Raw genomic sequence first — 22,515 nt, 5'->3', positions numbered from 1 at the left:
TGCATAGAGGTCGAGCGGCAGGGGTGGGTGGATCACCCGGCCAGCCTACGGGCGCTCTGTTGACTGTCCGATTTCCGTCGTCGCCGCAGTACAAGTGGGGGAGGCGCCGTCCCATCCCGCGTTCCTAGCCTCGGCGATACGCCTTGTGCCATCCACAGTCGATAAAACAGCCGAGGACACGGTTGATGACGCGGTCGATGGCACACGGTGGAGACGGCTCGGCTGGAGGACGTGTGCGTACCAAACAGGTTCTGATCGTCGTGACGGCGCTGGCCGTGGTCATCGCCGGCGGCGCGGGCGGGTGGTGGTGGACCCATCGAGACCGCGGCCAGGCGCAGACGGACCCAGCGCCGCAGGTGACCGGCAAGCCGACGAAGATCGGGCCGGACGGCGGCACCGTCGACAACGGCGAGGTCACGATCGTGATCCCGGCCGGAGCCGTGCCCAGCGGCGAGACCATCACCGTGCTATCGGCCGAGGCGATCGGTGCGCACGACGGGGAGATCTTCGGCCGGCCCATCGGCGTGGAGCACAGCCAGCCCCTCGCCAAGCCGGCGACCCTACGGTGGAAGGCGGGGACGCTGACCGCCCGCCAGCGGGCCGCGGCCGTTTTGACTCGATGGGATCCCGACAGCCGGATGTGGAAGGTCGCCGGACCGCAGTTGACGGTCGACGGCGACGTCCTGACTGCCACCGTCAGCGAGTTCTCCTTCTGGGACTGGGCCGCCAGCGCCAGCCAGTGGACCGGGCAGATCGCCGGGAAGCGGGTCGACGCCCCACACTGCAACGGCAAACCGCTGCCGGGCTGGGTCCGTGGCGTGGTCGACCCGGACGAGGACCTGTCCGCCGCCGCGCTCCGCGTGTGCTTCGAACCGGACCGCGACGACATCGTCACCGCCCGCGTGGCGAACAACCGCTCGTTCACTCAGCGGCTCACGCTCACCCCGAAGGACGCCGCGTGGGCGTGGACCTGGGCAGGACGCGAGGAGTTCGGCCCCAAAGCCGTCATCTACCGCACCGCTCATGACGTCTTCGACACCGACACCAGTTATCTGCTGCCGCCCACGCACGAGGTCGCCGTCGGCATCGGGCGACCGGCCGGCGCGGGCAGCCAGCTGCAGACCGCCACCGGCGTCGTCGACTTCCGGACGGTGCTCACCGACGCGGTCGCGTACGTGTTCGACCAGATCCCCGTCGGCGGCAGCGACAATCCACTGATCAACGCCCTGCTGCAGGCGCTGTTCGAATGCGGCGGCAAGCAGGCGCTCGACCGGCCGGAACGGAAGGTGGACGCGATCGTGCGGGCCGTCGTGCATGCCGTCACCGACTGCGCCGCCGAGATCGTGCGGCCCGACAGCGAGTTCGGGGCACGCCTGGAATCGCTGGAACAGCAGATCATCCGCGGCAACCCCGGCGCCACCGCGCAGACGATCGCGCGCGGCGACCGGATGATCCACCAGCTCGCTCAGGCCTGCAAGATCCTCGCGTACGCCGATCTGCTGTTCTATCTGTCCGATCAGCTCGCCGAGACCCTCGTCGGGCCGCTCATGTTCAGCGTACGCGGCGACGGGAAGCCGCAGAAGCTCGGCGAATGGAAGCCCTCCTGCACCGACCGGGACACCGACTCCAACCGCCTCTACCGAAACCTCGCCCTGCAGGACACCTTCGCCGACAAGAACAAAGAGCTCTGGCAGTTCTCCCAATGGCGTTCATCCGCCCGCACGGCCATCCAGCCGATGAAGACCTGCCCGGCCGAGTACCTGCTGAAGTTCGCCGACTACCTGCCCGGCGACTGGGGCGACCCGAAGGCCGCCCGCGTCGTGGCCGACGAGATCCGCCGGCTCGCCGGGTACGCCGCCGTCCCCTCCGGTGATCAACTGCGCCGACTTGGGGCATGCTCGGCCGCCTGCACGGTGACCGGTCAAGTCTGGTTCGACCATCCGGCGTGGGGGCACAGTCTGCTGTTCACCACGCTGCCGAAAGAGGTCGGCGTCGGCGAGGCGTACATCACCGTGATCGACGGAGCCGGCAAGGTCCGCTGGCAACACCGGGCCGGCTACTGGTATCGGCTGGCCCCCAACAGCCCGGCCCGCGACAACACCGGCCACATCTTCCTCAACTACGACCCCGGCCGGCTCAACGGCGTCATCATCCTCAACCCGAGCCCGGCCGGATTCGACACCTACCAGACCCTGCCGGCACCGGGCGACTACGCGCAGCGGTTCTACAGCGCGAGCGTGGTCGACACCAATCACGACGGGCGGTTCGAGATCGACTCGGCGCTCAACGACTGCGAACCGGACTGCGCCGGCGGGACCATTCACCACACGAGCTATCAGTGGAACGGAAGCGACTACATCGGACACTGAGCCGCTCGGCCCCGCCGCAGGCGGTCACTCGGGGCGGCGCCGAGCCCGGTCAGGCGCCGTCCGGGTCGAGGTCGGCACCTCGTCGCTCGCATCGCGGTCGGTCACATCGTGCATTACTCCGGTCACCGCCAGCACCCGTTCGACGATGTCATGAGCGTTGGCGACGGTCAGGGTCGTTCCGTGGCGGGCGGCGGCCGACCGGCATCTCATCAGGGCGTGGACCGCTTGGGCGTCGATGAAGGTGACGTCATCCAGGTCGACCACGACATGGTTCACCTCGGGGTGCCGGATGGCGTCGGTGATGCCGGTGGCGAACTGCGCGCAGGTGCTGATGTCCACCTCGCCGGCCATCGCGACGTGGCGCACATGTGAGCCGCGGTCATACGGATGAACGGTCAACTGGGTCATGTGTGCCCAACATCGATGTGGATGGATCTCGAGGATTCCAGCTTCGGAATTGATCTTCGTGTATTGAGCCTACCCGCAGATCCTGCGTGGCAAACCGCGTTTGGGCAAATTGTCATGTGGTGCGGTCCATCGGACCCCACTGGTCGGCGGGCTGGGCGCCCACCACCCGTAGCGCCTGCCGTAGGACCTCGTCGGCGATCCACGCGACGGGACGCTCGCAGTTCACCAGCGGCTCATTGTCGGGGCCACGCCCGACCACGGTGCCCTCCAGCACCCACGCGCGAATGCCGGGGCCGCGCTGCCTGCGCAGATGCGAATAGTCGTAAAGTCTCCGAGCTACCCACAGCACGCGCGACCGGTCGACCCACCAGGGCTCGACCGCGAGCGGATTGGCCGACAGACCAGGCAGCGGCACCCCCGTCAGCTCGTCACGACTGGCGTCGCCCAGGTCGCCCAGATCATGCTCCGGCCCCCGCGACCAGCGTACGAACAGCGACGCCTGGGTGTGCTCCACGAGCGCGGCCAACTGGTCGAGGTCGTGAACAGTCGGCATCCTCTCCACCTGCCCCGGGTTCCCAGCAAATCGCCCGTGCACACCGCGTAGGCCGGCGTCGTCGCCGGAAGGCCGGGCAAGGCTTGGGGGTTTGGGCACGCATCGCGCGGGCATCACTGTCGCAGCCCGCGTGCGCGGGATGGACGAATCGAGGCAAGGGGCCCACTGTGGATGGGATCGTACTGCTGAAAGAGGATCACAAGGCGGTCAAGCGGCTGTTTCGGGAGTACGAGCGGATCCATGAGGCCGCTTCGCCGGCGCAGAAGCGGGCGCTGGTGGACAAGATCATCCATGAGCTGACGACCCATGCGTTCATCGAGGAGACGATCTTCTATCCGGCGGCGCGCGCCGAGGTTCCCGGCAACGACGAGCACGTCCTGGAGTCGGTCGAGGAACACCACGTCGTCGCGTGGCTGCTGTCGGAGCTGGCGAAGCTCCATCCGGCCGACGAGACGTTCGACGCGAAGGTCACGGTGCTGATCGAGAACGTGGAGCATCACGTCGAGGAAGAGGAGCAGGAATGGTTCCCCGAGGTGCGCAAGACGCTCGGGCGTAATCGGCTCAACGAGCTGGGTGAGCAGATGTCGGCGGCGAAGGCGAAGGCGCCGGCCGATCCGCTAGCGCTGATGTCGGCCAAGGCCTGACCGGCGTGATCAGGACGCCGCTGGCCGGGCGGGCCGGTATCCGCCGCAGGTTGATCGTCAGATCCTGCGGTGGCATCTGGTAGGTGGACCGGGCGAGGATGGTCGCGGTCTGCTCGATGATCGCCCGGGTCACTGGTTCGCCCGGACAGCGGTGCCCGGTTTCGCGGTCGCCCGCGCCTTGTGGGATCAGATCGAACAGTCCCGGTGGCCGCTGCCGGTAGCGGTCGGGATCGAAGACATCGGGGTTCGGGAACACGCGCGGGTCGTGGTCGATCCCGTACACGTCGAGCAGGACCGTGGCGTCGGCCGGGAAGTCCAGGTCGCGCCAGCGGAAGCCGGTGCGTACTCGGGCGGCGAGGAACGGGGTGAACGGGTACATGCGGCGTACCTCGTCGGCGAAGTCGCCGGCCTCGCCGGGGTCACCGTCGGCGAGCCGGCGCCGCCACTGGGGCATGGTGTGCAAGGCATGGGCGGCGTACGCGATCATCCAGCTCACGGCGACCGTCGGGCGTACCACGTTGAGCAGCTCGACGGCAGCGGTGGCCCGATCCAACGTCGGGTCAGCGGCGATGATCGCGGTCGCCGAGCCGGACGGCGGCCGGAGGTTGCCTCGCCGGACGTCGTCGATCACGTGGCCGGCCCACAGTTCGGTACGCCGCCGGGCCAAGCGGGCCCGCACGTGGCGGGGGCCGAGGGTCGCGAAGCCGTCGACCATGGCGACCAGGTTGCGAGCCAGTTCGTCCACCCCTGCGGCGGGGATCGGCGCTCCGGCCCAGCCGCAGGCGGCAGCGGTCAGCACGCGGGCCGCCTCGTCGAAGAGCACCAACTGACGCCGATGCCGTAACGCGGCATGCCAGGCGGCCCCGGTCAGCTCGAGCAGGCGGGCGACCGACTCCGGAGTGTTGACCGACAGGAACATGCCCTTGCGTGCCTGATGCGGCCGGCCGTCGAGACCGTGGATGCCGTTCTCGCCGAACAGCGTCTTCTTGACCGGCCCGGGAAGGACTCCCTGCCGGTCGAATCGGGCCGGGTTGTAGAAGACCTCCGCGGCGTCCGGGCCGCCGATCGCGTAGAAGCCGGGAATCGGCAGGCGGACGGCGTCGGATCCGGCCCGTTCGCGCAGCCGGGTCAGGGTGAGATAGGACAGCCCCAGGCTCATGGTCATCCCATCGCGAGCACTTGGGGGCTGGCGTCCTTGATCCGGGTGCGCAGCCATTGCCAGCGGTGTTGAGCCTCGGCCTGAATCGGGCGGAGGACGTCGACGAGTTCGGTGTCGCGTATGGCCAGCGCTCCTTGGAGCAGGATCACCCAGGTGATCTCGACTTCGTGGGCGATCGGGTACAGCCGGCGCAGATCACTCAGCAGGTCCGCGTCGGCTGAGTCGCCGACGGTCACGGGCACCTCCCGAGGCGTGGCACCGTAGCGTTGCGCGTACGGTGCCAGCTCGCCTAGATGCAGGTCGCAGCGCTTCGACAGGGTGCGGCCCATCGCGTACACGTCGGGGTCGGCGACGTGCCGCGTCGAGAGAGCCAGCAACTGCCGGGCCAGGCCCGTCTCGGCCGCGTACACGTCTTCGATGGTCTGGGCCAGTTTCATGCGGTCACCTCCACCGGTGCTGAGGCGGTCGTCGACGGCGCCGGCGCCGGGACGCCGCCGGAATCCGCGAGCTTCTCCAGGCGTACCGCCGCCGTCTTGAACAGGGGCTGCTTCGAGACCGGATCCCAGGTGGGCTGGGTGACCGCGTTGGCCGCGTGGCCGGAGCCGGCCCGCGAGCCGTAGTGGAACGGAGCGAAGACCACCCCCTCGCGCACGCCGCTGACGCGCGCCCGCGCCTGCATGCGGCCGCGTCGCGACTCGACCGCGACGAGATCGCCTTCGGCCACCCCGAGCCGCGCGGCGTCCGCGGGCGAGATCTCCACCCAGGCCTCGGGCGCCGCGTGCTGGAGTTCCGGCGCGCGTGCGGTCTTCGTCCGGGTGTGGAAGTGGTACGCAGTGCGGCCGGTCGTGAACAGCAGCGGATAGTCGTCGTCCACCGGCTCGGCCGGCTCGACGTAGTCGGCGGCTTTGAAGATCGCCCGCCCTTCGGTGTGCAGCGCGGCGTAGTCCTTGCGTTCCTGGGTGGCGCCGGTGAGCAGATCGTGCCCGTAGTCCTCGCAGACGTCGACGCCGGACCAGAACGTGTGATCGGTGTAGAGCCGTTCGGTGCCGTCGGGGTGGTCGGCGTCGCACGGCCATTGGACGCCGCTGCCGCCGCGCAGCTTGTCGTAGCTGAGCCCGGTGTAGTCGCACAGCCTTCCGCGGGTCGCCTCGGCGAACGCGCCGAACACCTCCTGCGGCGTACGCCAGGGCAGCAGTGGGCTGCCGTCGGTCCGGGTCAGGCCCAGGCGTTCGGCGTAGTCGAGGAAGATCGCCAGGTCGGACCGGGCCCGACCGGGCGGTTCGACCGCCTGCTCCGACAGGTGCACGGTGCGGTCGTAGTTGGTGAACGTGCCGGTCTTCTCGCCCCACAGCGCCGCTGGGAGCACGACGTCGGCCAGCTCGGTGGTCTCGGTCGGGAAGGCGTCGGTGACGACAAGGAAAAGCTCCGGCCGTCGCAGGATGTCGCCGATGCGGGCCAGATCAGGCAGCGACACCATGGGGTTGGTGCCGGTCACCCACAGGAACCGCAGTGAGCCCTGTTCGGCGTACCGGAGGATCTGCATGATGTGCGCCGGCGGTCCCCAGCTGGGGATCTGCTGCTCGGGTACGCCCCAAAGCCGGGCGAGTTCGGCGATGTGCGCGGGGTTCTGCCAGTTGCGCGTCGCGGTCAGGTCGCCGTTGGCTCCGGTCTCGCGCGTGTTCTCGGCGGTCGGCTGGCCGTTCATCTGGAACACCGTGCAGCCTGGCTTGCCGATCATCCCGCGCAGCAGCGTGATGTTGTTGACCTGGCACGCGGCCGCGGTCGCCTGATGCGACTGATACACGCCCTGCAGACAGGTGCTCACCAGGCGCTCGGCTGAGCCGATCACTTCGGCTGCCCGCCGGATGTCGGCCGCGTCGACACCGCAGATCTGCGCGGCCCGCTCCGGTGGGTACGCCGCGACCATCTTGGACAGCCGGCCGACCTCGACGGTGTGACTGTCGACGAACTCGTGGTCGATCCAGTCGTGCTCGATCAGCTCGTGCTGGATCGCGTTGAGCAGGGCGACGTTGGTGCCGCTGCGGATCGCCAGGTGCACATCGGCCAGTTCGGCGACCTTCGTCCGACGTGGATCGACGACCACCAGCTTCGGCCGATCCGGGCCGTGCAGCCGGTCCAACATCCGCATCCACAGGACGGTCTGGGTCTCGGCCAGGTTGTGGCCGACCGCGAACAGGGTGTCGCAGGCGTCGATGTCGGTGAGCGAGCCCGGGTCGCCGTCGCAGCCGAAGGACTCTTTCAAGGCGGCTCCGGCGGTCGCCGTGCACAGGCGAGTGTTGCCGTCCAGGTGCGGCGTGCCGATGCCGCCGCGGGCCAGCACCGCCAGCGCGTAGTAGTCCTCCAGGAACAGCTGACCGCTGGTGTAGAAACCCATGGCCAGCGGCCCGGACTCGGCCAGGATCTGCCGGGACCGGTCGGCGATCACGGTCATCGCCTCGTCCCAGCTCGCGTCGACCAGCTGCCCGTCGCGGCGGATCTGGGGCGTCGTCAGCCGATCCGCCGCGGCGTTCGCCTGCCAGCCGAACAACCCCTTCGGGCCGAGCCGGCCATGGTTGACCCGATCGACGGCCCGCCCCCGCACTCCGACGATCTTCCCGTCGCGTACGCCGATGTCCATCCCGCAGCCGTTGGAACACAGCACACATGCCGACTGAACCCAGCGGACCTCGTCCGGGCGGACCCCGTCGAGGAGGTGGATGTCGACGCGGTCCGGCCACTCGCCGCCCTGTGCGTACGGTGTTCTCTCGCCCCAGATGTCCGAAATGCGATCTGTCACGCGGCGTTGATACCCGTTCTGAGCGGGGCTAGGCAGGCGCGGCGCGAGTCGCTCGGTTGTTCGCATCCAGGTAGGCGAAGCCTTTCCCATGTCCTCGCCGAGTCCGGCCCGCCCGGCCTGGATGCGAACGCCTCAGTTGCCCATCAGGGGTGTGTGCTCAGTGGGCCGTCACGTGAAGATGCTGACGCCGCCCGGTCCGACCAGCAGGCCCACGACAATGAGGACGATGCCCCACAGGAACTGGCGGCGTACCAACGCCACCACGCCGGACACCACCAGGATGACCGCCAGGAGCCACAGAATGAATTCCATAATCTCGATCCCTCCCTCTGATCGAGGTATTCCCCGCACGGCTGGGGGCAAACCTGAGCCGATCTTGAGCGGGTGGCGGTCATGATCACGGTTTGCGGCGGTGGATCATGGGGTAACGGTGATCTCATGACTGACCGCAGGCAACGACCGGATCGGGACGACCAGGAATTGGAGCAGGCGGCGACCCTCGTCGCCGGGCCGCACGACGATCCGCAACTCCAGCACCAGCAGGAGCAGACCGAACGTGATCTGGCCCGTGAGCGCGAAGACCAGGAGCCGGACTCCGATCCGCGGGAGGATCAGGACCCGCCGCAGCCGTTCTCCGGCTCCGAGCATTGACCATCCGCCAGGGTGAAGCGATCACGCGGCGGGCATGGCCGATGGTCCGGCTGGGTACACCGTCTTGATGAAGCCGGGCGACGATCGGGCTCACCGCAATTACGAGGAGTTGCTCCAGGAACTGCGCGTCGCGCAGACCGGTGTCCAGATCCTGTTCGCGTTCCTGCTGACGATCCCGTTCACGGGCATCTTTCAGAAGGCGCCGACGTTCGACCACGTCGTCTACGTGATCACCCTCATCGCGGCAGCGCTCGCGACCGCCTTGATCATCGCCCCGGCGTCGTACCACCGGATGTCGTCCCAGCGTGAAGTGCACTCCGACGTCCTGGCGATCGGCACACGCCTGGCGCGCGCCGGTCTCACCGCGTTGCTCGTCGCCATCCTGGGCTCGATGCTGCTGGTGGTCGACGTGGCGGTCGGGCGTGGGTGGGCGATCGCGGTGACCATCGGCGCCGCGATCATCTATGTCGCCCTCTGGTACGGGCTGCCCGCCCTCAAGCGCCGCCGCTGAAGGCGCGGCGGCGGGTGTTCACAAGATGGGTTTGCCGCCGGTGACCGGGATGAGGGCACCCGACATGTAGCTCGCCTCGTCGGAGGCCAGCAGCACGTACGCCGGGGCCACCTCGGCAGGCTGACCGGGCCGGCCCAGCGGAGAGTTCTCGCCGAACTGCTCGACCTGCTCCGCTGGCATCGTGGACGGGATCAGCGGCGTCCAGATCGGCCCGGGAGCCACCGCGTTGACCCGGATTCCGCGATCACCCAGCAGTTGCGCCAGCCCGGCGGTGAAGTTCGCGATCGCGCCCTTCGTCGTCGCGTACGGCAGCAGCGTCGGCCGGGGCATGTCGGAGTTGATGGAACTCGTGTTGATGATCGACCCGCCGGCGCCCATGTGCGGCATGGCTGCCTTCACCAACCGGAACATCGCGGTGATGTTGATGTCGAACGTCCGCGTCCATTCCTCGTCGGTGATCTCCTCGATCGTCTCGTGCGTCATCTGGAACGCCGCGTTGTTCACCAGCACGTCGATGTCTCCGAAGGCGTCGACGGCGGTGGCGACGACCTTCTCGCACTGCCCGCGATCGGCCAGGTCCCCGGCGACCAGGACCGCACGCCGCCCCGCCTCCTCGACCAGTCTCGCCGTGTCTCGGGCATCCTCGTCCTCACTCAAGTACGCGATCAACACGTCGGCACCCTCCCGGGCGAAGGCGATCGCTACCGCCCGGCCGATGCCGCTGTCACCGCCGGTGATGATCGCCTTCTTCCCCGCGAGGCGGCCCGAGCCACGATACGAGTCCTCGCCGTGATCGGGCTTGGTACGCATCGCGGTCAGCAGACCTGGAGGCTGTTGTTGTGGCTCGGACATGGCACACCCCTCCGTTCCGGGCGCAGCTTCGCTGCGTCTGAGGAGGCGGATACCCGGCAAGCCGCCCGGTACGCGCGGAGTAGCCCGGCCAGATCGGGGTACCGGCCGAGACATGACCGTCATGCCCGGCCGGGCCGAGTCGTATTGGATGGACTCCACCGCGGCGACCGGCTATCCGGCGCTCAGCGAGGACGTCCAGGTCGACGTCGCCGTGATCGGTGCGGGCATCGTCGGCGTCTGCACGGCATGGGAACTGGCCAGGACCGGGCGCTCGGTAGCCCTGCTGGAGGCCGACCGCATCGTCGCCAACACCACCGGCTACACCACGGGGAAACTGACCTCGCTGCATACGCTCATCTATGACCGGCTCAGCGGCGACCTGGGGGCCGACGCGGCTCGGCACTACGCGACATCTCAGCAGGACGCGCTCGGCCGCGTCCACGAGATCGTCGCCGAGCTGGGGATCGACTGCGACCTGGAGATCCGTCCGGCGTACACGTATGTGACCGAGGACGACGGCGTCGAGGCGGTGCGGGCCGAGGCCGAGGCTGCGGCCGACGCGGGACTTCCGGCGCAGTTCGTCACGACCACGACGCTGCCGTTCCCGATCGCCGGCGCGGTCCGGGTGGACGGGCAGGCCCAGTTCCATCCACGCAAATACCTGCTCGGGCTCGCCGCCGACCTCGTCGCCCGCGGCGGGATGATCTTTGAGCGTACCCGTGTGGTCGGCCTGGCGGAGGATCGTGACTGCCGGGTGACCACGGAGGCGGGCCACGCAGTGTCCGCGCGAGACGTGGTCGTGGCGACCCACTATCCGGTGTTCGACCGAGGCCAGTTGATGACCCGCCTGGTTCCGCACCGGGAGCTGGTCGTGGCCGGGACCATCGCGGACAGCGACGATCCCGCGGGCATGTTCATCACCCGCGAGGACGACACCCGCTCGGTACGCACCGCGCCGCTGGGCGACGGGCGGCGGCTGGTGATCGTCACCGGCGAGAAGTTCGCACTCGGCAGCTCCGGAGTGACCGAGCGGCTGTGGCGGCTGGTCGGCTGGACCCGCCGGATGTTCGACGTCGAGGCGATCACGTACCACTGGGCCGCGCAGGACAACGTGAGCACCGACGGCCTGCCGTTTGTGGGGCCGCTGCGGCTCGGCGCCGAGCACACCTGGGTCGCCGGCGGCTTCGGCGGCTGGGGGATGAGCAACGGAGTCATGGCGTCACGGCTGCTCACGTCGCTCATCACCGGTGCGGCGCGGCCTCCCTGGGCCGGCCTCTACACACCCAAGCGCCTGAACCTGCTCGCGGAGGCGCCCTCGTTCGTCAAGAACACGGCGTTCATCGCGAAGGAGTTCGTCGCGGGCCGGCTCCGTTCGTCCCACGTGGACAAACTGGCGGACGTGGCCCCCGGTCAGGGTGCCGTGCTGCGAGTTCACGGCCAGCGCTGCGCCGTCTATCGCGACGACGACGGCGCGATGCACGCAGTCTCGGCCACCTGCACGCACCTGGGCTGCACGGTCGGCTTCAACGACGTGGAGCGCACCTGGGACTGTCCCTGCCACGGGTCGCGCTTCGATGTGGACGGTGCTGTCCTGCACGGTCCGGCGAACCAGCCGCTGGAACCCCGCGACCTGGCCTGACCGTCGACGCCGGGTGTTTGGCCGGTCAGCCCGCGGGGTAGGCGCGAGCCACATCGATCTAGACCCCGGGCGGGGAATCAATGGGCCAGCAGGCTGACATCCCTTTCGACACACGCCGTAGGCGTGATGAAGCGACCGTTCTGTTCACGATCAGCGCCACGTCCGGTGCGGTGGCCTGCCTGAGCTGGGCGCTGTTCGCCGGGCCGCACATCGCCGGGAGAGCGGCGGCGCTCGCGGTCGTCTTGTTCCTGTTCGGCGCGGCAGCGTTCGGCTGCATGACTTCCCGTGAACGTCCGGCTGTACGCCGGCAAGATCTGGACCGGATCGAAGATCAGCTGAGAGCGGTCGAGCAGGCTGTGCGGGAGTTGCCCGATGATCGGCTTCAGGGCAGTCGATCACCAGAGCCGTCGGTGCCGGACGATCTCAACGCCTTTCTTCAAGGCTGGCACTCGGCTCGTCCTGACGACGACCGCTGACGCACGCTTTGCATGCCATGCCTGGGTTCGGCAGGGATGCGCTGTGCCGAGGGTCGGCCGGCACGCGGGCGTCGGTGGACATCGGTGGCGTGACCTCCTGATGGGGATATCCCGCTGACTTGGCCCCAGGGCCAGACCAACCAGCACATCCCCGCGAGTTCGCAGGGCCAGACCCGTTTGCTGGACAGGTGCTCGGGTACGCGTCGCCAAATCTGGCGGCTGGGCTCGCTAACCAGACTCTCACCTGCGAAAACTCAGCTCCTCTTGGTGCGTCCAGCCGTACTTCTGATGGGAGGACATCGATGAAACCGTCAGTGGCAATTCCGCTCGCCGTCGGCGTCGGCTACGTGCTCGGACGAACTCACAAGCTGAAGCTCGCCATCCTGCTGGGAGCCGCGGCGGCTGCGGGCAAGTACGCAGGCCCGGCCAACGAGATGATGCAGCGCGGGGCGCGTTCGTTGACATCGTCGACTGACTTGAAGCAGTTGACCGAACCTGGGCAACGGCTCATGGAGGCGGCCAAGGGTGCCGCCCTGACTGCGCTCACCGGGCGCCTGAACCAGCTCAGCGGTCGTCTCACCGAGGGCATGCCGAGCCTTGGTGGCGCCGGTGAGGAGTCCGACGAGCAGGAGTCCGACGAGCGTGAGCCCGAGGATCGGCGCGAACGATCGCAGTCTGGCGAGACCCGTCGCGGACGATCCGCCGCGCGCCGGCGTGAAGAGCCGGAGCCGGAGGAGGACACCGACGAATACGACGAGGACGAGGACCAGGAAGAGCCGGAGGAAGAGCCTCGCGAGCAGTCCCGCACTCGGCAACCGGTACGCCGAGGCCGGCCCGAACCGGCCGGACGGCGAGGAAGGTAGTCCGCGATGACCGGCGACAGTCAAGGAGGCGTCCTCGGCAAAGCCGTCGAGAGCCTCGTCAGCGCCATGGGCAAGAAGGCCGTCTCGTCGATCGGCGACCGGATGGGTTCGGTGACCGAGCGCCTGGGCGATTACGCGAAGAACGCGGCCGGTGGTGTCACGGAGTCCGTGCTGGAGAACAGCGGGCCGGCGGGCAAGGCCCTGGGCGCCGTCGGCAAGGTCAAGGAGAAGCTCGGCGGTGGCGGTGGTGGCGGCAAGGGTAAGGGCAAGATCACCAACATCGTGGAGAGCATCGACGTCGCGGTGCCCATCAGCGTCGCGTACAACCAGTGGACGCAGTTCACCGACTTCCCCAGCTTCATGAAGAAGGTGGAATCGGTCGAACAGGGCGATGAGCCGCAGAAGCTCTCCTGGAAGGCGCAGATCCTCTGGTCGCATCGCAGTTGGGAGTCCGACATCGTCGAGCAGGTTCCCGACGAGCGGATCGTGTGGCATTCGCAAGGGGAGAAGGGCTACCCCGACGGGGCGGTCACCTTCCACGCACTCGGGCCGAACCTGACCCGGATCATCGTGGTCCTGGAGTACCACCCGCAAGGATTCTTCGAGTACACCGGGAATCTGTGGCGGGCACAGGGCAGGCGGGTACGCCTGGAGCTCAAACACTTCGCCCGGCACGTCATGACCGACACGATTCTGCATCCGCAGGACGTCACCGGCTGGCGTGGCGAGATCCACGACGGTGAGATGACCGCTGAACCCGGCCAGGCCGAGGCCGACCAGGAGGCCGAGGCCGACGCAGGCGCGGAGCCTGACGAAGACACCGAGCCTGATGAAGACTCCGAGGCCGACGAAGACACCGAGTCCGACGAAGAAGCCGAGCCCGACGAAGACACCGAGCCGGAAGGCCGCAAGCGCCGGGAGGCGCAGGACACCCGGTCGCGCCGGCGGCCGCCCGCCGGCCGGCGTACCGATGAGCGGCCCAGCACCCGCGAACGGTCCCGCGACGATCGTGGCGGGCGAACTCGAACGGAGGCGTGATCATGACGATCGCCACCGGTGACGGCGGCGGCGGCTCGAGCTCCGGCTCGTCGCTAGCCGACGTCGTCGACACGATTCTCGACAAGGGCCTGGTGATCGACGCATACATCAGCGCGTCGGTCGTCGGCATCGAACTGCTGACCGTCAATGCCCGGGTGGTCATCGCCAGCGTCGACACCTATCTGCGCTTCGCCGAGCGAGCCGACCGGCTTCATCTGGAATCCGGCGGAACCGGCGTGCCGGAGATGGTCCAGTCGGCGACGTCCAGTCACGCGAAGGGCCGCGCGGCCAACAGCGCGATAGGCGCGGCCAGCTCGGCGCTCGACCATCTGGCCGAGTCGCTCGGCTCGCGCCAAGGAGGCTAGGAGACAGGCATGTCGCACTCTGATCGGGACACCGGCGTCGAACGCGTCTGCTACGTGTACGGCGTGGTGCCGGCCGACGTCGAACTCGACGAGGACGTGCAGGGCGTGGCGGAACCACCGGCACGCGTACAGGTGATCCGTCGCGGCCGTGTCGCCGGCCTGGTCAGCGAGATCGGCGTGGACCGGCCGCTGGGCCGGCCCGACGACCTCGTCGCGCACAAGCAGGTTCTGGACATGGTGGCAGCGGTCGCTCCGGTCCTGCCGATGCGCTTCGGCGCGGTGGCGCCCAGCGCGGAGGTCGTCGCCGACGAGTTCCTCGACGCTCATCAGGACGAACTGGCCGCCGACCTCGACGACATCGAGGGGTACGCCGAGTACGTCCTGCACGGCCGCTACGACCCCGACGCACTCCTGGCGGCAGTGCTGCAGGAGAACCCTGCGGCCGCCCGGCTGCGAGACGCGATCCACGGCGTGCCGGAGGACCAGAGCCGGGACGCGCGCATACAGCTGGGGGAGTTCATCGAGCAGGCCGTCGAGGCCAAACGTCAAGCGGACACCGAGACGATCAAGCGGGAACTGGAGCCCTACGCCCGCGAGGTGATCGTTCGCGACCCGACCCATGAGGACGACGCGATCTACCTCGCCGTCCTGGCCGAGACCGGGCGCTCCGACGAACTCGAACAGTTCGCGGAGGACCTCGCGGACCGCTGGGACGGCTGGATCACGCCCCGGCTGCTGGGCCCGATGGCTGCGTACGACTTCGTCGCCGCACCGGAGGCCTGACATGGACCTGTTCGCGGCCCTGGCCACGCTGCCGCTGGCACCCCTGCGGGGGCTGCTCGCGGTGGCCAAGGCCATCCAAAGCGAGGCGGACCGGCAGCTCTACGACCCGGGGGCCGCCCGGGGGCAACTCGAGCAGGTGGAGTCCGCCGAGCGATCCGGCGACCTGTCGGCGGAGGACCGCGAACGGGCCGAACGGGAGATCGTCGGGCGGCTGGTCGCCACGCCGCCCGGTAAAGCAGAAACCGAGAACGGTGAGGAGGGCCAAGGATGAGAACCGACCACGACACCGGCGCCACCACCGGACGCCGCAAGCAGCCGGACCAGGAAATGACCACGGGACAGGCCGCCCAGGCGGGCCTGAAGCATGTCGCGGACCTGACCGGGAACGAAACCGTGGGGATCGTCTCGGTGGAACCGTCCGACCAGGGTTGGGTGATCGGCGTGGAGACCGTCGAAGAGCGGCGTGTCCCGTCCTCGACCGACGTTCTGGCGTTGTACACGGCCGATATCGATCTCGACGGCGGGCTGCTGTCCTACCGGCGCGTCCGCCGCTACTCGCGAGGCCACGGCGACGACGGGACCACCTCATGACCGGACCGACCGCCGCAACGCCACAAACCACGGGCACCAACACGATGGGGCAGTCGGCCAACCTCGGCGACATTCTGGAGCGGGTCCTGGACAAGGGGATCGTGATCGTCGGCGACATCAAGGTCAACCTGCTCGACATCGAGTTGCTCACCATCAAGCTCCGGCTCCTCGTCGCGTCGGTCGAAACCGCCCGCCAGCTGGGCATCGATTGGTGGCAGCACGATCCATGGCTCACCTCCGACGCTCGGCCGGCCGCCGAAGGCACGACGCGTACGCCGCTCGCGGGCGCCCGCCGGGAGGCGATCGCGGACAGCGACCATGTCGCGAATGAACGGTTCCCGCAGGAGCCGATCACCCAAGAGCGGTACCCGGAGGAGCCGGACGATGCCTAGCCCATCAGGACTCTGGCTGTACGCAGTCACCCAGCCTTCCGACGAGCTGAGCGGGCTCCTCATGCCCAGCGGAATCAGGGGCATGCCGGTGACCCTCCGAGACGCCGGCGATCTCGTCGCGGTCACGACCGTACTGGACCTGGACGAGTCGCCGGCGGCGGAGCTGGAGACCGCACTGAACGACCTGCCGACCCTCGAGCCCATCGCGCTCGCCCACCACGCGGTCATCGCCACCGTCGCGCGAACCGGGGCCACGCTGCCGGCGCGGCTGGCCACGATCTTCTCCGACGACGAAAGCCTCGACAGCCTGCTGGCTGACCGGCGACCGCGGCTGCACGCCGCACTCGACCAGGTCGCCGGGCGCACCGAACTCGGGGTCAAGATCTTTCCGGGAGCCACGCCGACCGACGCCACCGACCCGGCCGGCGACGATTCCGCGACCGGAGCGGGCGCGCGATATCTACAGCGGCGACGTGCAGAGCTGGACGCCGGCCGCAGAGCCGCCGCCCGCACCGCCGCGACCGCCCAGACGATCTATCGCGTGCTGGCCCGGCACAGCCAGCAGGCCCAGCAGAATCCAGTCGGCCGGGTGCCACGAGCGGAGGTACCGCTGCTCAACGGAGCCTTCCTCATCGACGACCGCGACATCGGCGTCTTCCTGGGCGCGGTCGACGGCCTGCGCGCGGCCAATCCAGAGGTACGCGTCGACATCACCGGGCCCTGGCCGGCGTACTCGTTCGCCGAAATGAGCCTGGATGAAGCTCAAGTGAGAGGGGAGGCGGATCATGCAGCCCTATGACTCCGCCGGACAATCGATCGTGACTCCGACCGGGCAGACGTCGCTGGTCGACATCCTGGACCGCGTCCTGGCCACCGGTGTCGTCGTCACCGGAGACGTGACGATCTCCATCGCCGAAGTCGACCTGATCCACCTGTCGCTGAACGCGCTGCTCGCGTCGGCGGTCGGCGGCGGGGACCACCGATGACCGCCACCGATCAGCCGCTCAGCGGCCGCATCGAACTCGATCGCGACTCCGCCGAGCGAGGCTTCGCCGCACTCGTCCTCACGATCGTCGAACTGATCCGGCAGCTCATGGAGCGCCAGGCACTGCGACGCGTCGACCAAGGCGACCTCACCGACGACCAGATCGAACGGATCGGGTCGACGCTGATGGCACTTGACGAGCAGATGACCACACTCTGCGATCACTTCGGACTGCGGCCGGAGGACTTGAACCTGGATCTCGGTCCGCTTGGCGCACTGCTGCCGCAGGACGGGACCCACTGACGCTGGGAGATCAGCGCGCCACCGGCCTGCGGCTGCCCATTTCGACAAGCGGCTATTCAGCGCCCCTTCTCCCACACGGGGACGGAGGGCAGCCCTCGCTCGGCCCGCGCCCTGTCGGTGAGTTCCTGAATCAGTGCGGTCTTATGGCCGGAGTAGCCGGGCAGCCCGGCGATCTGCCGTTTCAGCTGGGCGTACCGTTCTGCGTCGGCGGGATGCTCGCGGAGATAGTCACGCAGGATGCGCTGGTTGCGGGTAGGCCAGCTCGCCAGAGTCACGACATGCAGAATGTGCGTACGCCGCTCGTCGTGCTCACGGACATAGAGAAGGCGATCCTCCATACCGTTGAAGTGACGCCGATAACCGAGCCGCCCCAGCGGGGCATCCTCCACAGTGTCCAATGACGTCACAGCCGCCATCAGATCGATCACCGGCTTTGCGGCAAGACCCGGAACGGCAGTGGAGCCGATGTGCTCAAGCTCCAGAATCGCGTCCGGCAAAGCCGTCCGGAGTTCGGTCATGGCCGCCTCCGCCATGACTGGCCACGCCGGGTCGTAGTCAGCGATCACAGCCTCACGGTAGCGCGATCACCCCCTCCAGCTCCCATCCAACCTGGCCGAGAAAATCAGTCGGCAGCACACCGCCGGGCCGGTATCGTCCCTCACGAACAAAGCAACATCCACTCGTAGGGAGACCGACCGTGAACACCTGGTATGCGAAGCAGACCCGGCACCTGCCGGTGTTCGCCGCTGCGCTCGCCATGGTGGATCGCAAATCGGTCCTCTGCGGAAAGCCGGAGAGCGGTAGCCCCGACTCGCGGCGAAGGCGGCCATGACGATCTGACCCCAGAACGTCAAGGAGCCGCCCGACCCGCAAGGGGACCGGGCGGTTTTTCATTGCAGGACAACAGCATCAACTTCATAGGGGCGTAGCTCAACTTGGCAGAGCAGCGGTCTCCAAAGCCGCGCGTTGCAGGTTCAACTCCTGTCGCCCCTGCGCATCACCCCGGCTACGGCCGGCGGTCGTGAGCATTGAGAACTTCACAGCGGATGGCATATCCGATCGCCGGCTGAACGCCGGCCGGCGACCGGGCACTTCGGGAACGACCGGCTCGGCGACCGGGCCTGGTTTGGGACCAGGACGTGCGGGGTTCGACTCCCCGGTTCCCGACTTAATTCGATTCTCTACTTGCGGCTGTAGCACAACGGTCAGTGCATCGCCTTGCCATGGCGAAGACCGGGGTTCGACTCCCCGCAGCCGCTCCACATCCACCGGCCAGACAGACTGAAGGAGGTGACCCGGTGAACGCTGTACTCGTCGTCAACGCCGACCTGGGGCCGCTGCACCGGGTCAGCCTGAAACACGCGATCCGAATGCTGCTCCGGCAGGTCGCGGAGATCCACGAGGCCGAGCCGGACCGGCTCATCGGTGTCTACCCGATGCCGAAGGTCGTACGGCTGGTGCATTACGTGGTGACCCGCTGGCGCTTCAGCCACGGGCCCGCCTGGTCCCGGCCGGGAGTCCTCTCCCGTGACGAGGGCCGGTGCGGCTACTGCGGCGGCCACGCCACCACCATCGACCACATCCTTCCGCGGTCGCGTGGCGGCAAGAACACCTGGAAGAACACGGTCGCCGCGTGCGGCACGTGCAATCAGCGCAAGGGCGACAGGACGCCGGCTGAGGCGCGGATGCCGCTGCGGGTGGTTCCGCAGGCTCCGTCCTGGACTGTCCTGTACGCGCGCTGATCCGGCCGGCGGGCGGGCTTCGGCTCCCCGCCGGCCGTATTCCGAGATGGTCTAACCGGTAGCGACGGCGCTCTGGACCCGGAAGTCGGGGTTCGATTCCCGGTCTCGGCGCTTCGCCCGGGTAACCCAATCGCAGAAGGCAAGGTCGTGAGGCGGCCGGCCGTGTGCGTTCGAGTCGCACCGAGGGCAGGACACGGACAACGTGCATCGAGTCGAACCCAGATACGGATAGCCCGATACTGTCGTACCCATGATCTAGCGTCTCGGTATGGCGAATCGACGTAGTTATACCGACGAGCAACTGTCTGCGGCCTTGGCTGCGGCCCGTACCTGGGCTGACGTCATGCAAAGCCTCGGCAAGTCGAGAACGCGTTCCGCCCACGACGTTCAAGCCGTCGCTCGTAGGCTTGGGTTGGACGCGTCCCATCTCGATCGAACACATCGGCCGTCGAGATCGCCATTTTCGAGCGCGCCAGCCGCAGTAAGCACCTCGGCCATCGGCAGCCGAACCGAAGGCATCGTGCTCGCCGCGCTGATGCGCGCGGGACGCGTGGTGCTAGTTCCATTCGGCAGCGGCCATCGGTACGACCTAGCCGTTGACGATGGAGGCCGGCTGCTTCGCATCCAGTGCAAGACAGCACGATACGAGCGAGGTTGCGTCATCTTCGCGTCGACCAGCAATCGACGCGACAACACGAAGCTGTCGTACCGGGGAGAGGCCGACGCGTTCGCCGTGTACTGCGAGGCACTCGACACCGTCTACATCGTGCCGATCGATGACGTGGCGGAGTCCCAGGGGCGCCTTAGGGTTGACAAAGCCCGGAATGGTCAGAACGGCGCGGTGCGATGGGCCGGGGCCTATGTACTTCGCAACGAGGTGACGCAGAGCAGTTGGAGTGCTCGTGACCCTGTCGAGGTCGAGATCGCGGGTTCGAGTCCCGGCGTCGTTATAGAAGGTTGCCAGAGAGGAACAGGGCGGATTTCTAAGCCGCTGCCCGGGTGACACCGGCGGGGGTTCGATCCCCTCACCTTCCGCGAAGCCGTCGTGGCCTGCGTGGTAAGGCACCTCGCTGATAACGAAGGGCCAGCTGGTTCGATTCCAGCTGGCGGTGCCGGTCCTCGATGCATGTGGGGACACCCCACCGCGCCCGACTTCAGACTGGCTCAGCCGGTGAAGGACTCGGGGCCGAAGCGGCCCCACGCCAGGAAGGCGGCCAGGGCGAGATAGACCAGGTCAGGCGCGATCGTCGCGCGCTCGCCACGGCGGAGCCGCATGATCGCCGCCCCGGTGAACAGCATCGCCACGCACGTCGCGGTGATGGGTACCAGGATCGGCGCGATGTCGAGTGCGGCCGGCAGGATCAGTCCCGCTGCGGCCAGGATCTCGAGGGTCCCGATGGCGCGGAGCGCGCCGGGGCTGAAGTCCAGGATCCATTGCGCGGCGGCGCCGCCCACGGCCGCGATCTTCTCCCTGGGAATGAGCATCTTGGACGTGCTGAACAGCAGGATGGCGGCCAGCAAGCCCGCGATGATCCATAGAGCCGTATTCATTGACATATCCCTTCGGGCAGTCTGCGGAGGACGAGGACCTTTCATCACTGCCTTGAGCGATGAAAATCCTCCTGGCGCCTCCGTTCGTTCGTCCTCGCAGACAAAGACGAGACGACCCGGCACCCCATGAACAGCAGTCGTCCAGGTCACATCGCGCGACGGCCGCTGCCCGAGGAATGCGGTTCGGTCAGGCCACGTCGGGTCCACCCGCTATGTGTCGGCACCGGATCGCGTACGCCATTGCGGCACGGGTGCCGTCTTCCCGATCAGGGGGATGCTGATCTGGGTTGTCTCGCCGTCCCGGGTCACCCCGATGGGGAGCAGGTCGCCGACGTTGAGGCGGACGATGTCGGGGTATCGGGGAAGGCCGATCAGCTCGCCGTCGCGGAGTCCGGCGCGTTCGGCGGCTCCGCCGGGGACCAGCTCTCGGACGCGACGCGTCACGAGTGTGGACGGGTCGAATCCGAGGTCGAGAACGGGCACGTGGACTGTCTCCGCTTCGAATCGTGGCCCGAAGCAGTTCTTTCCCGGTCGGCCTACGCCGGTGAAGACCATGCCGTCGAGGACTGGCATCTCGGCGTCAGGGAGGATTTCCTGAACCCGCGCGCACCATTGCTCGACGCCCACCCGTTCGCCGGCCCGGCGGCTTCGCACGACGTATCGGACGACGTCGTCGACAGACTGTTCGCCTGAGGTCGCGAGCCTGATGCGTGCGTCCAGGTCCGCGAGATAGAACATGCCGCGTGCGTACGGGAGGCGGTGGGCCAGGAAGTCGGAGAAGAACAGTTGGTGCGCCTGGCGGAGGTGTAGGTCGCGCCGCAGGTTGGCATAGGCTTCCCGGGCTTCGAGGTTGACTGCGCGCAGGAACGCTTCCTCGCCGAGCATTCCTTCTCGAAGTGGCAGGATGAGGGAGTAGTAGTCGGCGGCTCCTTCGGAGAACCAGGTCACTTCGTCGGCCGGTCCGTCCAGGTGGAGCCATTCGTGGACGAGTTCGTGGGCGATGGTTTCGTAGAGCGACGCCTCGTCGAGTGGGTTGGCCGGGTTCACGGCCATCACGAACGACGCCGGATGTGCAGAGGCGTTGGCGCCTTGGTGCGGGTGGGTACGCAGGAAGACCCGGTAGGGGTGTGCCGGTGCGTCGAACGCCTCGGACATGACCTGGTACGTCGCTCCGAGCTGCGCGCTGAAGGCTTCGACGTCGATGCCCGGAGGTGTCAGCCACCAGGTTGACAGCTCGCCGTCGCGGTGATGATGGTTCGCGAGGTCGCCGCACATGACGTAGGTGTCGCCGAGCAGTTCGAGCCCGGTACCCGCCAGTTCGCCGTCGTGTCCGTCGCCCTCACCCAGGCTGGTGACAGCCATCCAGCTGTCGGAGGTGGCAGGTCTGTTCCAGTGCACCGTGAAGGTGAGGTCATCCGGTCCGGGCGATGGTTCCGGCGGCAGGACCAGGAAGCACTTCAAGGCTCCGGAAAGCCCGACGCCTTCCCCGCGTAGTTCGAGCGGTGCGGTGGCGGGCAGGGGTTCTTCCGTGACCGGTTCCGCCAGATAGGACACTTCGATCGGTCCGGATGTGGAGCGTCCGACGCTCCAGCGGCGTTGAGGCCCGCCGTCGTCCTCCGACATGCTCACGATGAGCGGTACGGCTCCGAGCGCGTCTGTCGCGGTCACGGCCGCGTCGTCGAGCTGGAGTGTGGGTGCGCCGGCGATGGACAGGGGTAGTTGGCCGAGCGTCTCCTCGGCGTTCAAGGTGACACCGTCCAGCCGCCACGTCACCAGGACTCCGCGTGGCTCTACCGTCAAGGTCACCAAGAGATGCATCGAGTGACACTAACCCAGTTGGTGT

At 68.0% G+C, this 22,515-nt stretch carries 26 protein-coding genes, 4 tRNA genes and 3 pseudogenes; 23 read left to right on the top strand and 10 right to left on the bottom strand.

Annotation, left to right across the window (positions count from 1 at the left end; translation table 11 throughout):
* Positions 1 to 233 precede the first annotated feature (233 nt).
* A complete protein-coding gene (locus AB0M47_RS18725; RefSeq protein WP_363414927.1) occupies positions 234 to 2,369 on the top strand; it encodes a hypothetical protein in 2,136 nt (711 codons plus the stop codon).
* 24 nt (positions 2,370 to 2,393) lie between these two features.
* Here AB0M47_RS18725 and AB0M47_RS18720 read toward each other — a convergent pair whose 3' ends face one another.
* Together AB0M47_RS18720 and AB0M47_RS18715 are read right to left on the bottom strand one after the other, a co-directional pair.
* Positions 2,394 to 2,777, bottom strand: a complete 384-nt coding sequence (locus AB0M47_RS18720) for an STAS domain-containing protein (protein WP_363414924.1) — start codon at positions 2,775 to 2,777, stop codon at positions 2,394 to 2,396.
* 112 nt (positions 2,778 to 2,889) lie between these two features.
* Positions 2,890 to 3,330 carry a DUF6098 family protein gene (locus tag AB0M47_RS18715; protein ID WP_363414921.1) on the bottom strand — a complete coding sequence of 147 codons (441 nt, stop codon included), beginning with the start codon at positions 3,328 to 3,330 and terminating at the stop codon, positions 2,890 to 2,892.
* 167 nt (positions 3,331 to 3,497) lie between these two features.
* Between AB0M47_RS18715 and AB0M47_RS18710 the strand changes: the two genes are divergently transcribed.
* On the top strand, positions 3,498 to 3,974 hold the full coding sequence (locus AB0M47_RS18710) for a hemerythrin domain-containing protein (RefSeq protein ID WP_363414918.1): 477 nt from the start codon (positions 3,498 to 3,500) through the stop codon (positions 3,972 to 3,974).
* Here the strand turns inward: AB0M47_RS18710 and AB0M47_RS18705 are convergent.
* From AB0M47_RS18705 to AB0M47_RS18690, 4 genes are all read right to left on the bottom strand, one after another.
* Positions 3,892 to 5,133 (bottom strand): cytochrome P450, encoded by a 1,242-nt coding sequence (locus AB0M47_RS18705; protein ID WP_363414915.1) that lies wholly within the window; start codon positions 5,131 to 5,133, stop codon positions 3,892 to 3,894. The genes AB0M47_RS18710 and AB0M47_RS18705 overlap by 83 nt on opposite strands.
* Positions 5,134 to 5,135: 2 nt before the next feature.
* Positions 5,136 to 5,570: a hypothetical protein gene (locus tag AB0M47_RS18700; RefSeq protein WP_363414912.1), complete on the bottom strand. Its 435-nt coding sequence runs from the start codon at positions 5,568 to 5,570 to the stop codon at positions 5,136 to 5,138.
* Positions 5,567 to 7,930 carry a nitrate reductase gene (locus tag AB0M47_RS18695; protein WP_363414909.1) on the bottom strand — a complete coding sequence of 788 codons (2,364 nt, stop codon included), beginning with the start codon at positions 7,928 to 7,930 and terminating at the stop codon, positions 5,567 to 5,569. Before AB0M47_RS18695 ends, AB0M47_RS18700 begins: the two co-directional genes overlap by 4 nt.
* 168 nt (positions 7,931 to 8,098) lie before the next feature.
* A complete protein-coding gene (locus AB0M47_RS18690) occupies positions 8,099 to 8,242 on the bottom strand; it encodes a GPGG-motif small membrane protein (RefSeq protein ID WP_253753721.1) in 144 nt (47 codons plus the stop codon).
* A 126-nt stretch (positions 8,243 to 8,368) separates the two neighbouring features.
* Here AB0M47_RS18690 and AB0M47_RS18685 point away from each other — a divergent pair, with 126 nt between their 5' ends.
* Entirely contained in the window at positions 8,369 to 8,581 is a 213-nt protein-coding gene (locus AB0M47_RS18685) for a hypothetical protein (protein WP_363414906.1), read from the top strand.
* A 67-nt stretch (positions 8,582 to 8,648) separates the two neighbouring features.
* Positions 8,649 to 9,092 carry a DUF6328 family protein gene (locus AB0M47_RS18680; protein ID WP_363414903.1) on the top strand — a complete coding sequence of 148 codons (444 nt, stop codon included), beginning with the start codon at positions 8,649 to 8,651 and terminating at the stop codon, positions 9,090 to 9,092.
* Positions 9,093 to 9,110: 18 nt separating this feature from the next.
* Here AB0M47_RS18680 and AB0M47_RS18675 read toward each other — a convergent pair whose 3' ends face one another.
* The gene (locus tag AB0M47_RS18675; protein WP_363414900.1) at positions 9,111 to 9,944 is read right to left on the bottom strand and encodes a glucose 1-dehydrogenase; all 834 of its coding nucleotides are present in this window, start codon (positions 9,942 to 9,944) and stop codon (positions 9,111 to 9,113) included.
* A gap of 112 nt (positions 9,945 to 10,056) precedes the next feature.
* On the opposite strand from AB0M47_RS18675, the gene AB0M47_RS18670 reads away from it, so the two are divergent.
* The 12 genes and pseudogenes from AB0M47_RS18670 to AB0M47_RS18615 all read left to right on the top strand — a co-directional run bounded on the left by AB0M47_RS18670 (position 10,057) and on the right by AB0M47_RS18615 (position 17,379).
* The gene (locus tag AB0M47_RS18670; protein WP_363414897.1) at positions 10,057 to 11,583 is read left to right on the top strand and encodes an FAD-dependent oxidoreductase; all 1,527 of its coding nucleotides are present in this window, start codon (positions 10,057 to 10,059) and stop codon (positions 11,581 to 11,583) included.
* An 80-nt stretch (positions 11,584 to 11,663) separates the two neighbouring features.
* On the top strand, positions 11,664 to 12,059 hold the full coding sequence (locus AB0M47_RS18665) for a hypothetical protein (protein WP_363414896.1): 396 nt from the start codon (positions 11,664 to 11,666) through the stop codon (positions 12,057 to 12,059).
* 314 nt (positions 12,060 to 12,373) lie between these two features.
* Positions 12,374 to 12,922 carry a hypothetical protein gene (locus AB0M47_RS18660; RefSeq protein ID WP_363414893.1) on the top strand — a complete coding sequence of 183 codons (549 nt, stop codon included), beginning with the start codon at positions 12,374 to 12,376 and terminating at the stop codon, positions 12,920 to 12,922.
* Between the two features lie 6 nt (positions 12,923 to 12,928).
* Positions 12,929 to 13,960, top strand: a complete 1,032-nt coding sequence (locus AB0M47_RS18655) for an SRPBCC family protein (protein WP_363414890.1) — start codon at positions 12,929 to 12,931, stop codon at positions 13,958 to 13,960.
* A gap of 2 nt (positions 13,961 to 13,962) precedes the next feature.
* Positions 13,963 to 14,157: pseudogene (gene gvpJ, locus AB0M47_RS18650) on the top strand (gas vesicle protein GvpJ); the annotation flags it as partial.
* Positions 14,158 to 14,334: 177 nt separating this feature from the next.
* Positions 14,335 to 15,108 (top strand): GvpL/GvpF family gas vesicle protein, encoded by a 774-nt coding sequence (locus AB0M47_RS18645; RefSeq protein WP_363414887.1) that lies wholly within the window; start codon positions 14,335 to 14,337, stop codon positions 15,106 to 15,108.
* A 1-nt stretch (position 15,109) separates the two neighbouring features.
* On the top strand, positions 15,110 to 15,379 hold the full coding sequence (locus AB0M47_RS18640; protein ID WP_363414884.1) for a gas vesicle protein GvpG: 270 nt from the start codon (positions 15,110 to 15,112) through the stop codon (positions 15,377 to 15,379).
* Positions 15,376 to 15,699, top strand: a complete 324-nt coding sequence (gene gvpO / locus AB0M47_RS18635; protein WP_363414881.1) for a gas vesicle protein GvpO — start codon at positions 15,376 to 15,378, stop codon at positions 15,697 to 15,699. Before AB0M47_RS18640 ends, gvpO begins: the two co-directional genes overlap by 4 nt.
* A 44-nt stretch (positions 15,700 to 15,743) precedes the next feature.
* Positions 15,744 to 15,887 (top strand): annotated as a pseudogene (gvpJ, locus tag AB0M47_RS18630) (gas vesicle protein GvpJ); the annotation flags it as partial.
* Between the two features lie 196 nt (positions 15,888 to 16,083).
* Positions 16,084 to 16,890: a GvpL/GvpF family gas vesicle protein gene (locus AB0M47_RS18625; RefSeq protein ID WP_363414878.1), complete on the top strand. Its 807-nt coding sequence runs from the start codon at positions 16,084 to 16,086 to the stop codon at positions 16,888 to 16,890.
* A complete protein-coding gene (locus AB0M47_RS18620; RefSeq protein WP_363414875.1) occupies positions 16,877 to 17,077 on the top strand; it encodes a gas vesicle protein in 201 nt (66 codons plus the stop codon). The genes AB0M47_RS18625 and AB0M47_RS18620 overlap by 14 nt, the downstream gene beginning before the upstream one ends.
* Positions 17,074 to 17,379 carry a gas vesicle protein K gene (locus tag AB0M47_RS18615; protein WP_363414873.1) on the top strand — a complete coding sequence of 102 codons (306 nt, stop codon included), beginning with the start codon at positions 17,074 to 17,076 and terminating at the stop codon, positions 17,377 to 17,379. The genes AB0M47_RS18620 and AB0M47_RS18615 overlap by 4 nt, the downstream gene beginning before the upstream one ends.
* 56 nt (positions 17,380 to 17,435) lie before the next feature.
* Here the strand turns inward: AB0M47_RS18615 and AB0M47_RS18610 are convergent, their stop codons facing one another.
* Complete coding sequence (locus tag AB0M47_RS18610) at positions 17,436 to 17,945, bottom strand: GrpB family protein (RefSeq protein WP_363414870.1); 510 nt, start codon at positions 17,943 to 17,945, stop codon at positions 17,436 to 17,438.
* A 131-nt stretch (positions 17,946 to 18,076) separates the two neighbouring features.
* Between AB0M47_RS18610 and AB0M47_RS18605 the strand changes: the two genes are divergently transcribed.
* The 7 genes and pseudogenes from AB0M47_RS18605 to AB0M47_RS18575 all read left to right on the top strand — a co-directional run bounded on the left by AB0M47_RS18605 (position 18,077) and on the right by AB0M47_RS18575 (position 20,233).
* The gene (locus AB0M47_RS18605; protein WP_363414867.1) at positions 18,077 to 18,211 is read left to right on the top strand and encodes a hypothetical protein; all 135 of its coding nucleotides are present in this window, start codon (positions 18,077 to 18,079) and stop codon (positions 18,209 to 18,211) included.
* Positions 18,212 to 18,298: 87 nt separating this feature from the next.
* Positions 18,299 to 18,372, top strand: a tRNA-Trp gene (locus AB0M47_RS18600).
* Positions 18,373 to 18,566: 194 nt separating this feature from the next.
* A tRNA-Gly gene (locus tag AB0M47_RS18595) sits at positions 18,567 to 18,641 on the top strand.
* Positions 18,642 to 18,677: 36 nt separating this feature from the next.
* Positions 18,678 to 19,121, top strand: a complete 444-nt coding sequence (locus AB0M47_RS18590; protein WP_363414864.1) for an HNH endonuclease — start codon at positions 18,678 to 18,680, stop codon at positions 19,119 to 19,121.
* Between the two features lie 268 nt (positions 19,122 to 19,389).
* Positions 19,390 to 19,974, top strand: a pseudogene (locus AB0M47_RS18585) (group I intron-associated PD-(D/E)XK endonuclease); the annotation flags it as partial.
* 23 nt (positions 19,975 to 19,997) lie between these two features.
* Positions 19,998 to 20,071: transfer RNA gene (locus AB0M47_RS18580), tRNA-Asp, on the top strand.
* An 89-nt stretch (positions 20,072 to 20,160) separates the two neighbouring features.
* Positions 20,161 to 20,233, top strand: a tRNA-Ile gene (locus AB0M47_RS18575).
* Positions 20,234 to 20,285: 52 nt separating this feature from the next.
* Here AB0M47_RS18575 and AB0M47_RS18570 read toward each other — a convergent pair.
* Together AB0M47_RS18570 and AB0M47_RS18565 are read right to left on the bottom strand one after the other, a co-directional pair.
* The gene (locus AB0M47_RS18570; protein ID WP_363414861.1) at positions 20,286 to 20,642 is read right to left on the bottom strand and encodes a DoxX family protein; all 357 of its coding nucleotides are present in this window, start codon (positions 20,640 to 20,642) and stop codon (positions 20,286 to 20,288) included.
* 240 nt (positions 20,643 to 20,882) lie between these two features.
* Entirely contained in the window at positions 20,883 to 22,490 is a 1,608-nt protein-coding gene (locus tag AB0M47_RS18565; protein WP_363414858.1) for a hypothetical protein, read from the bottom strand.
* Between the last annotated feature and the right edge of the window lie 25 nt (positions 22,491 to 22,515).

This window comes from Hamadaea sp. NPDC051192 (assembly GCF_040682475.1).
In the GTDB taxonomy this organism is placed as follows: domain Bacteria; phylum Actinomycetota; class Actinomycetes; order Mycobacteriales; family Micromonosporaceae; genus Hamadaea; species Hamadaea flava.
Note: the sequence above shows the minus strand (reverse complement) of the source record. Positions and strands in the feature narration are given on the sequence as shown.

What these genes read in the sequence shown, in the direction of transcription:
- AB0M47_RS18700 (WP_363414912.1), bottom strand. Translation starts at nt 5,570, where the DNA reads ATGAAACTGGCCCAGACCATCGAAGACGTGTACGCGGCCGAGACGGGC.
- AB0M47_RS18670 (WP_363414897.1), top strand. Translation starts at nt 10,057, where the DNA reads ATGACCGTCATGCCCGGCCGGGCCGAGTCGTATTGGATGGACTCCACC.
- AB0M47_RS18625 (WP_363414878.1), top strand. Translation starts at nt 16,084, where the DNA reads ATGCCTAGCCCATCAGGACTCTGGCTGTACGCAGTCACCCAGCCTTCC.
- AB0M47_RS18645 (WP_363414887.1), top strand. Translation starts at nt 14,335, where the DNA reads ATGTCGCACTCTGATCGGGACACCGGCGTCGAACGCGTCTGCTACGTG.
- AB0M47_RS18705 (WP_363414915.1), bottom strand. Translation starts at nt 5,133, where the DNA reads ATGAGCCTGGGGCTGTCCTATCTCACCCTGACCCGGCTGCGCGAACGG.
- AB0M47_RS18720 (WP_363414924.1), bottom strand. Translation starts at nt 2,777, where the DNA reads ATGACCCAGTTGACCGTTCATCCGTATGACCGCGGCTCACATGTGCGC.
- AB0M47_RS18565 (WP_363414858.1), bottom strand. Translation starts at nt 22,490, where the DNA reads ATGCATCTCTTGGTGACCTTGACGGTAGAGCCACGCGGAGTCCTGGTG.
- AB0M47_RS18690 (WP_253753721.1), bottom strand. Translation starts at nt 8,242, where the DNA reads ATGGAATTCATTCTGTGGCTCCTGGCGGTCATCCTGGTGGTGTCCGGC.
- AB0M47_RS18685 (WP_363414906.1), top strand. Translation starts at nt 8,369, where the DNA reads ATGACTGACCGCAGGCAACGACCGGATCGGGACGACCAGGAATTGGAG.
- AB0M47_RS18715 (WP_363414921.1), bottom strand. Translation starts at nt 3,330, where the DNA reads ATGCCGACTGTTCACGACCTCGACCAGTTGGCCGCGCTCGTGGAGCAC.
- AB0M47_RS18640 (WP_363414884.1), top strand. Translation starts at nt 15,110, where the DNA reads ATGGACCTGTTCGCGGCCCTGGCCACGCTGCCGCTGGCACCCCTGCGG.
- AB0M47_RS18620 (WP_363414875.1), top strand. Translation starts at nt 16,877, where the DNA reads ATGCAGCCCTATGACTCCGCCGGACAATCGATCGTGACTCCGACCGGG.
- AB0M47_RS18615 (WP_363414873.1), top strand. Translation starts at nt 17,074, where the DNA reads ATGACCGCCACCGATCAGCCGCTCAGCGGCCGCATCGAACTCGATCGC.
- AB0M47_RS18680 (WP_363414903.1), top strand. Translation starts at nt 8,649, where the DNA reads ATGAAGCCGGGCGACGATCGGGCTCACCGCAATTACGAGGAGTTGCTC.
- AB0M47_RS18665 (WP_363414896.1), top strand. Translation starts at nt 11,664, where the DNA reads ATGGGCCAGCAGGCTGACATCCCTTTCGACACACGCCGTAGGCGTGAT.
- AB0M47_RS18655 (WP_363414890.1), top strand. Translation starts at nt 12,929, where the DNA reads ATGACCGGCGACAGTCAAGGAGGCGTCCTCGGCAAAGCCGTCGAGAGC.
- gvpO (WP_363414881.1), top strand. Translation starts at nt 15,376, where the DNA reads ATGAGAACCGACCACGACACCGGCGCCACCACCGGACGCCGCAAGCAG.
- AB0M47_RS18675 (WP_363414900.1), bottom strand. Translation starts at nt 9,944, where the DNA reads ATGTCCGAGCCACAACAACAGCCTCCAGGTCTGCTGACCGCGATGCGT.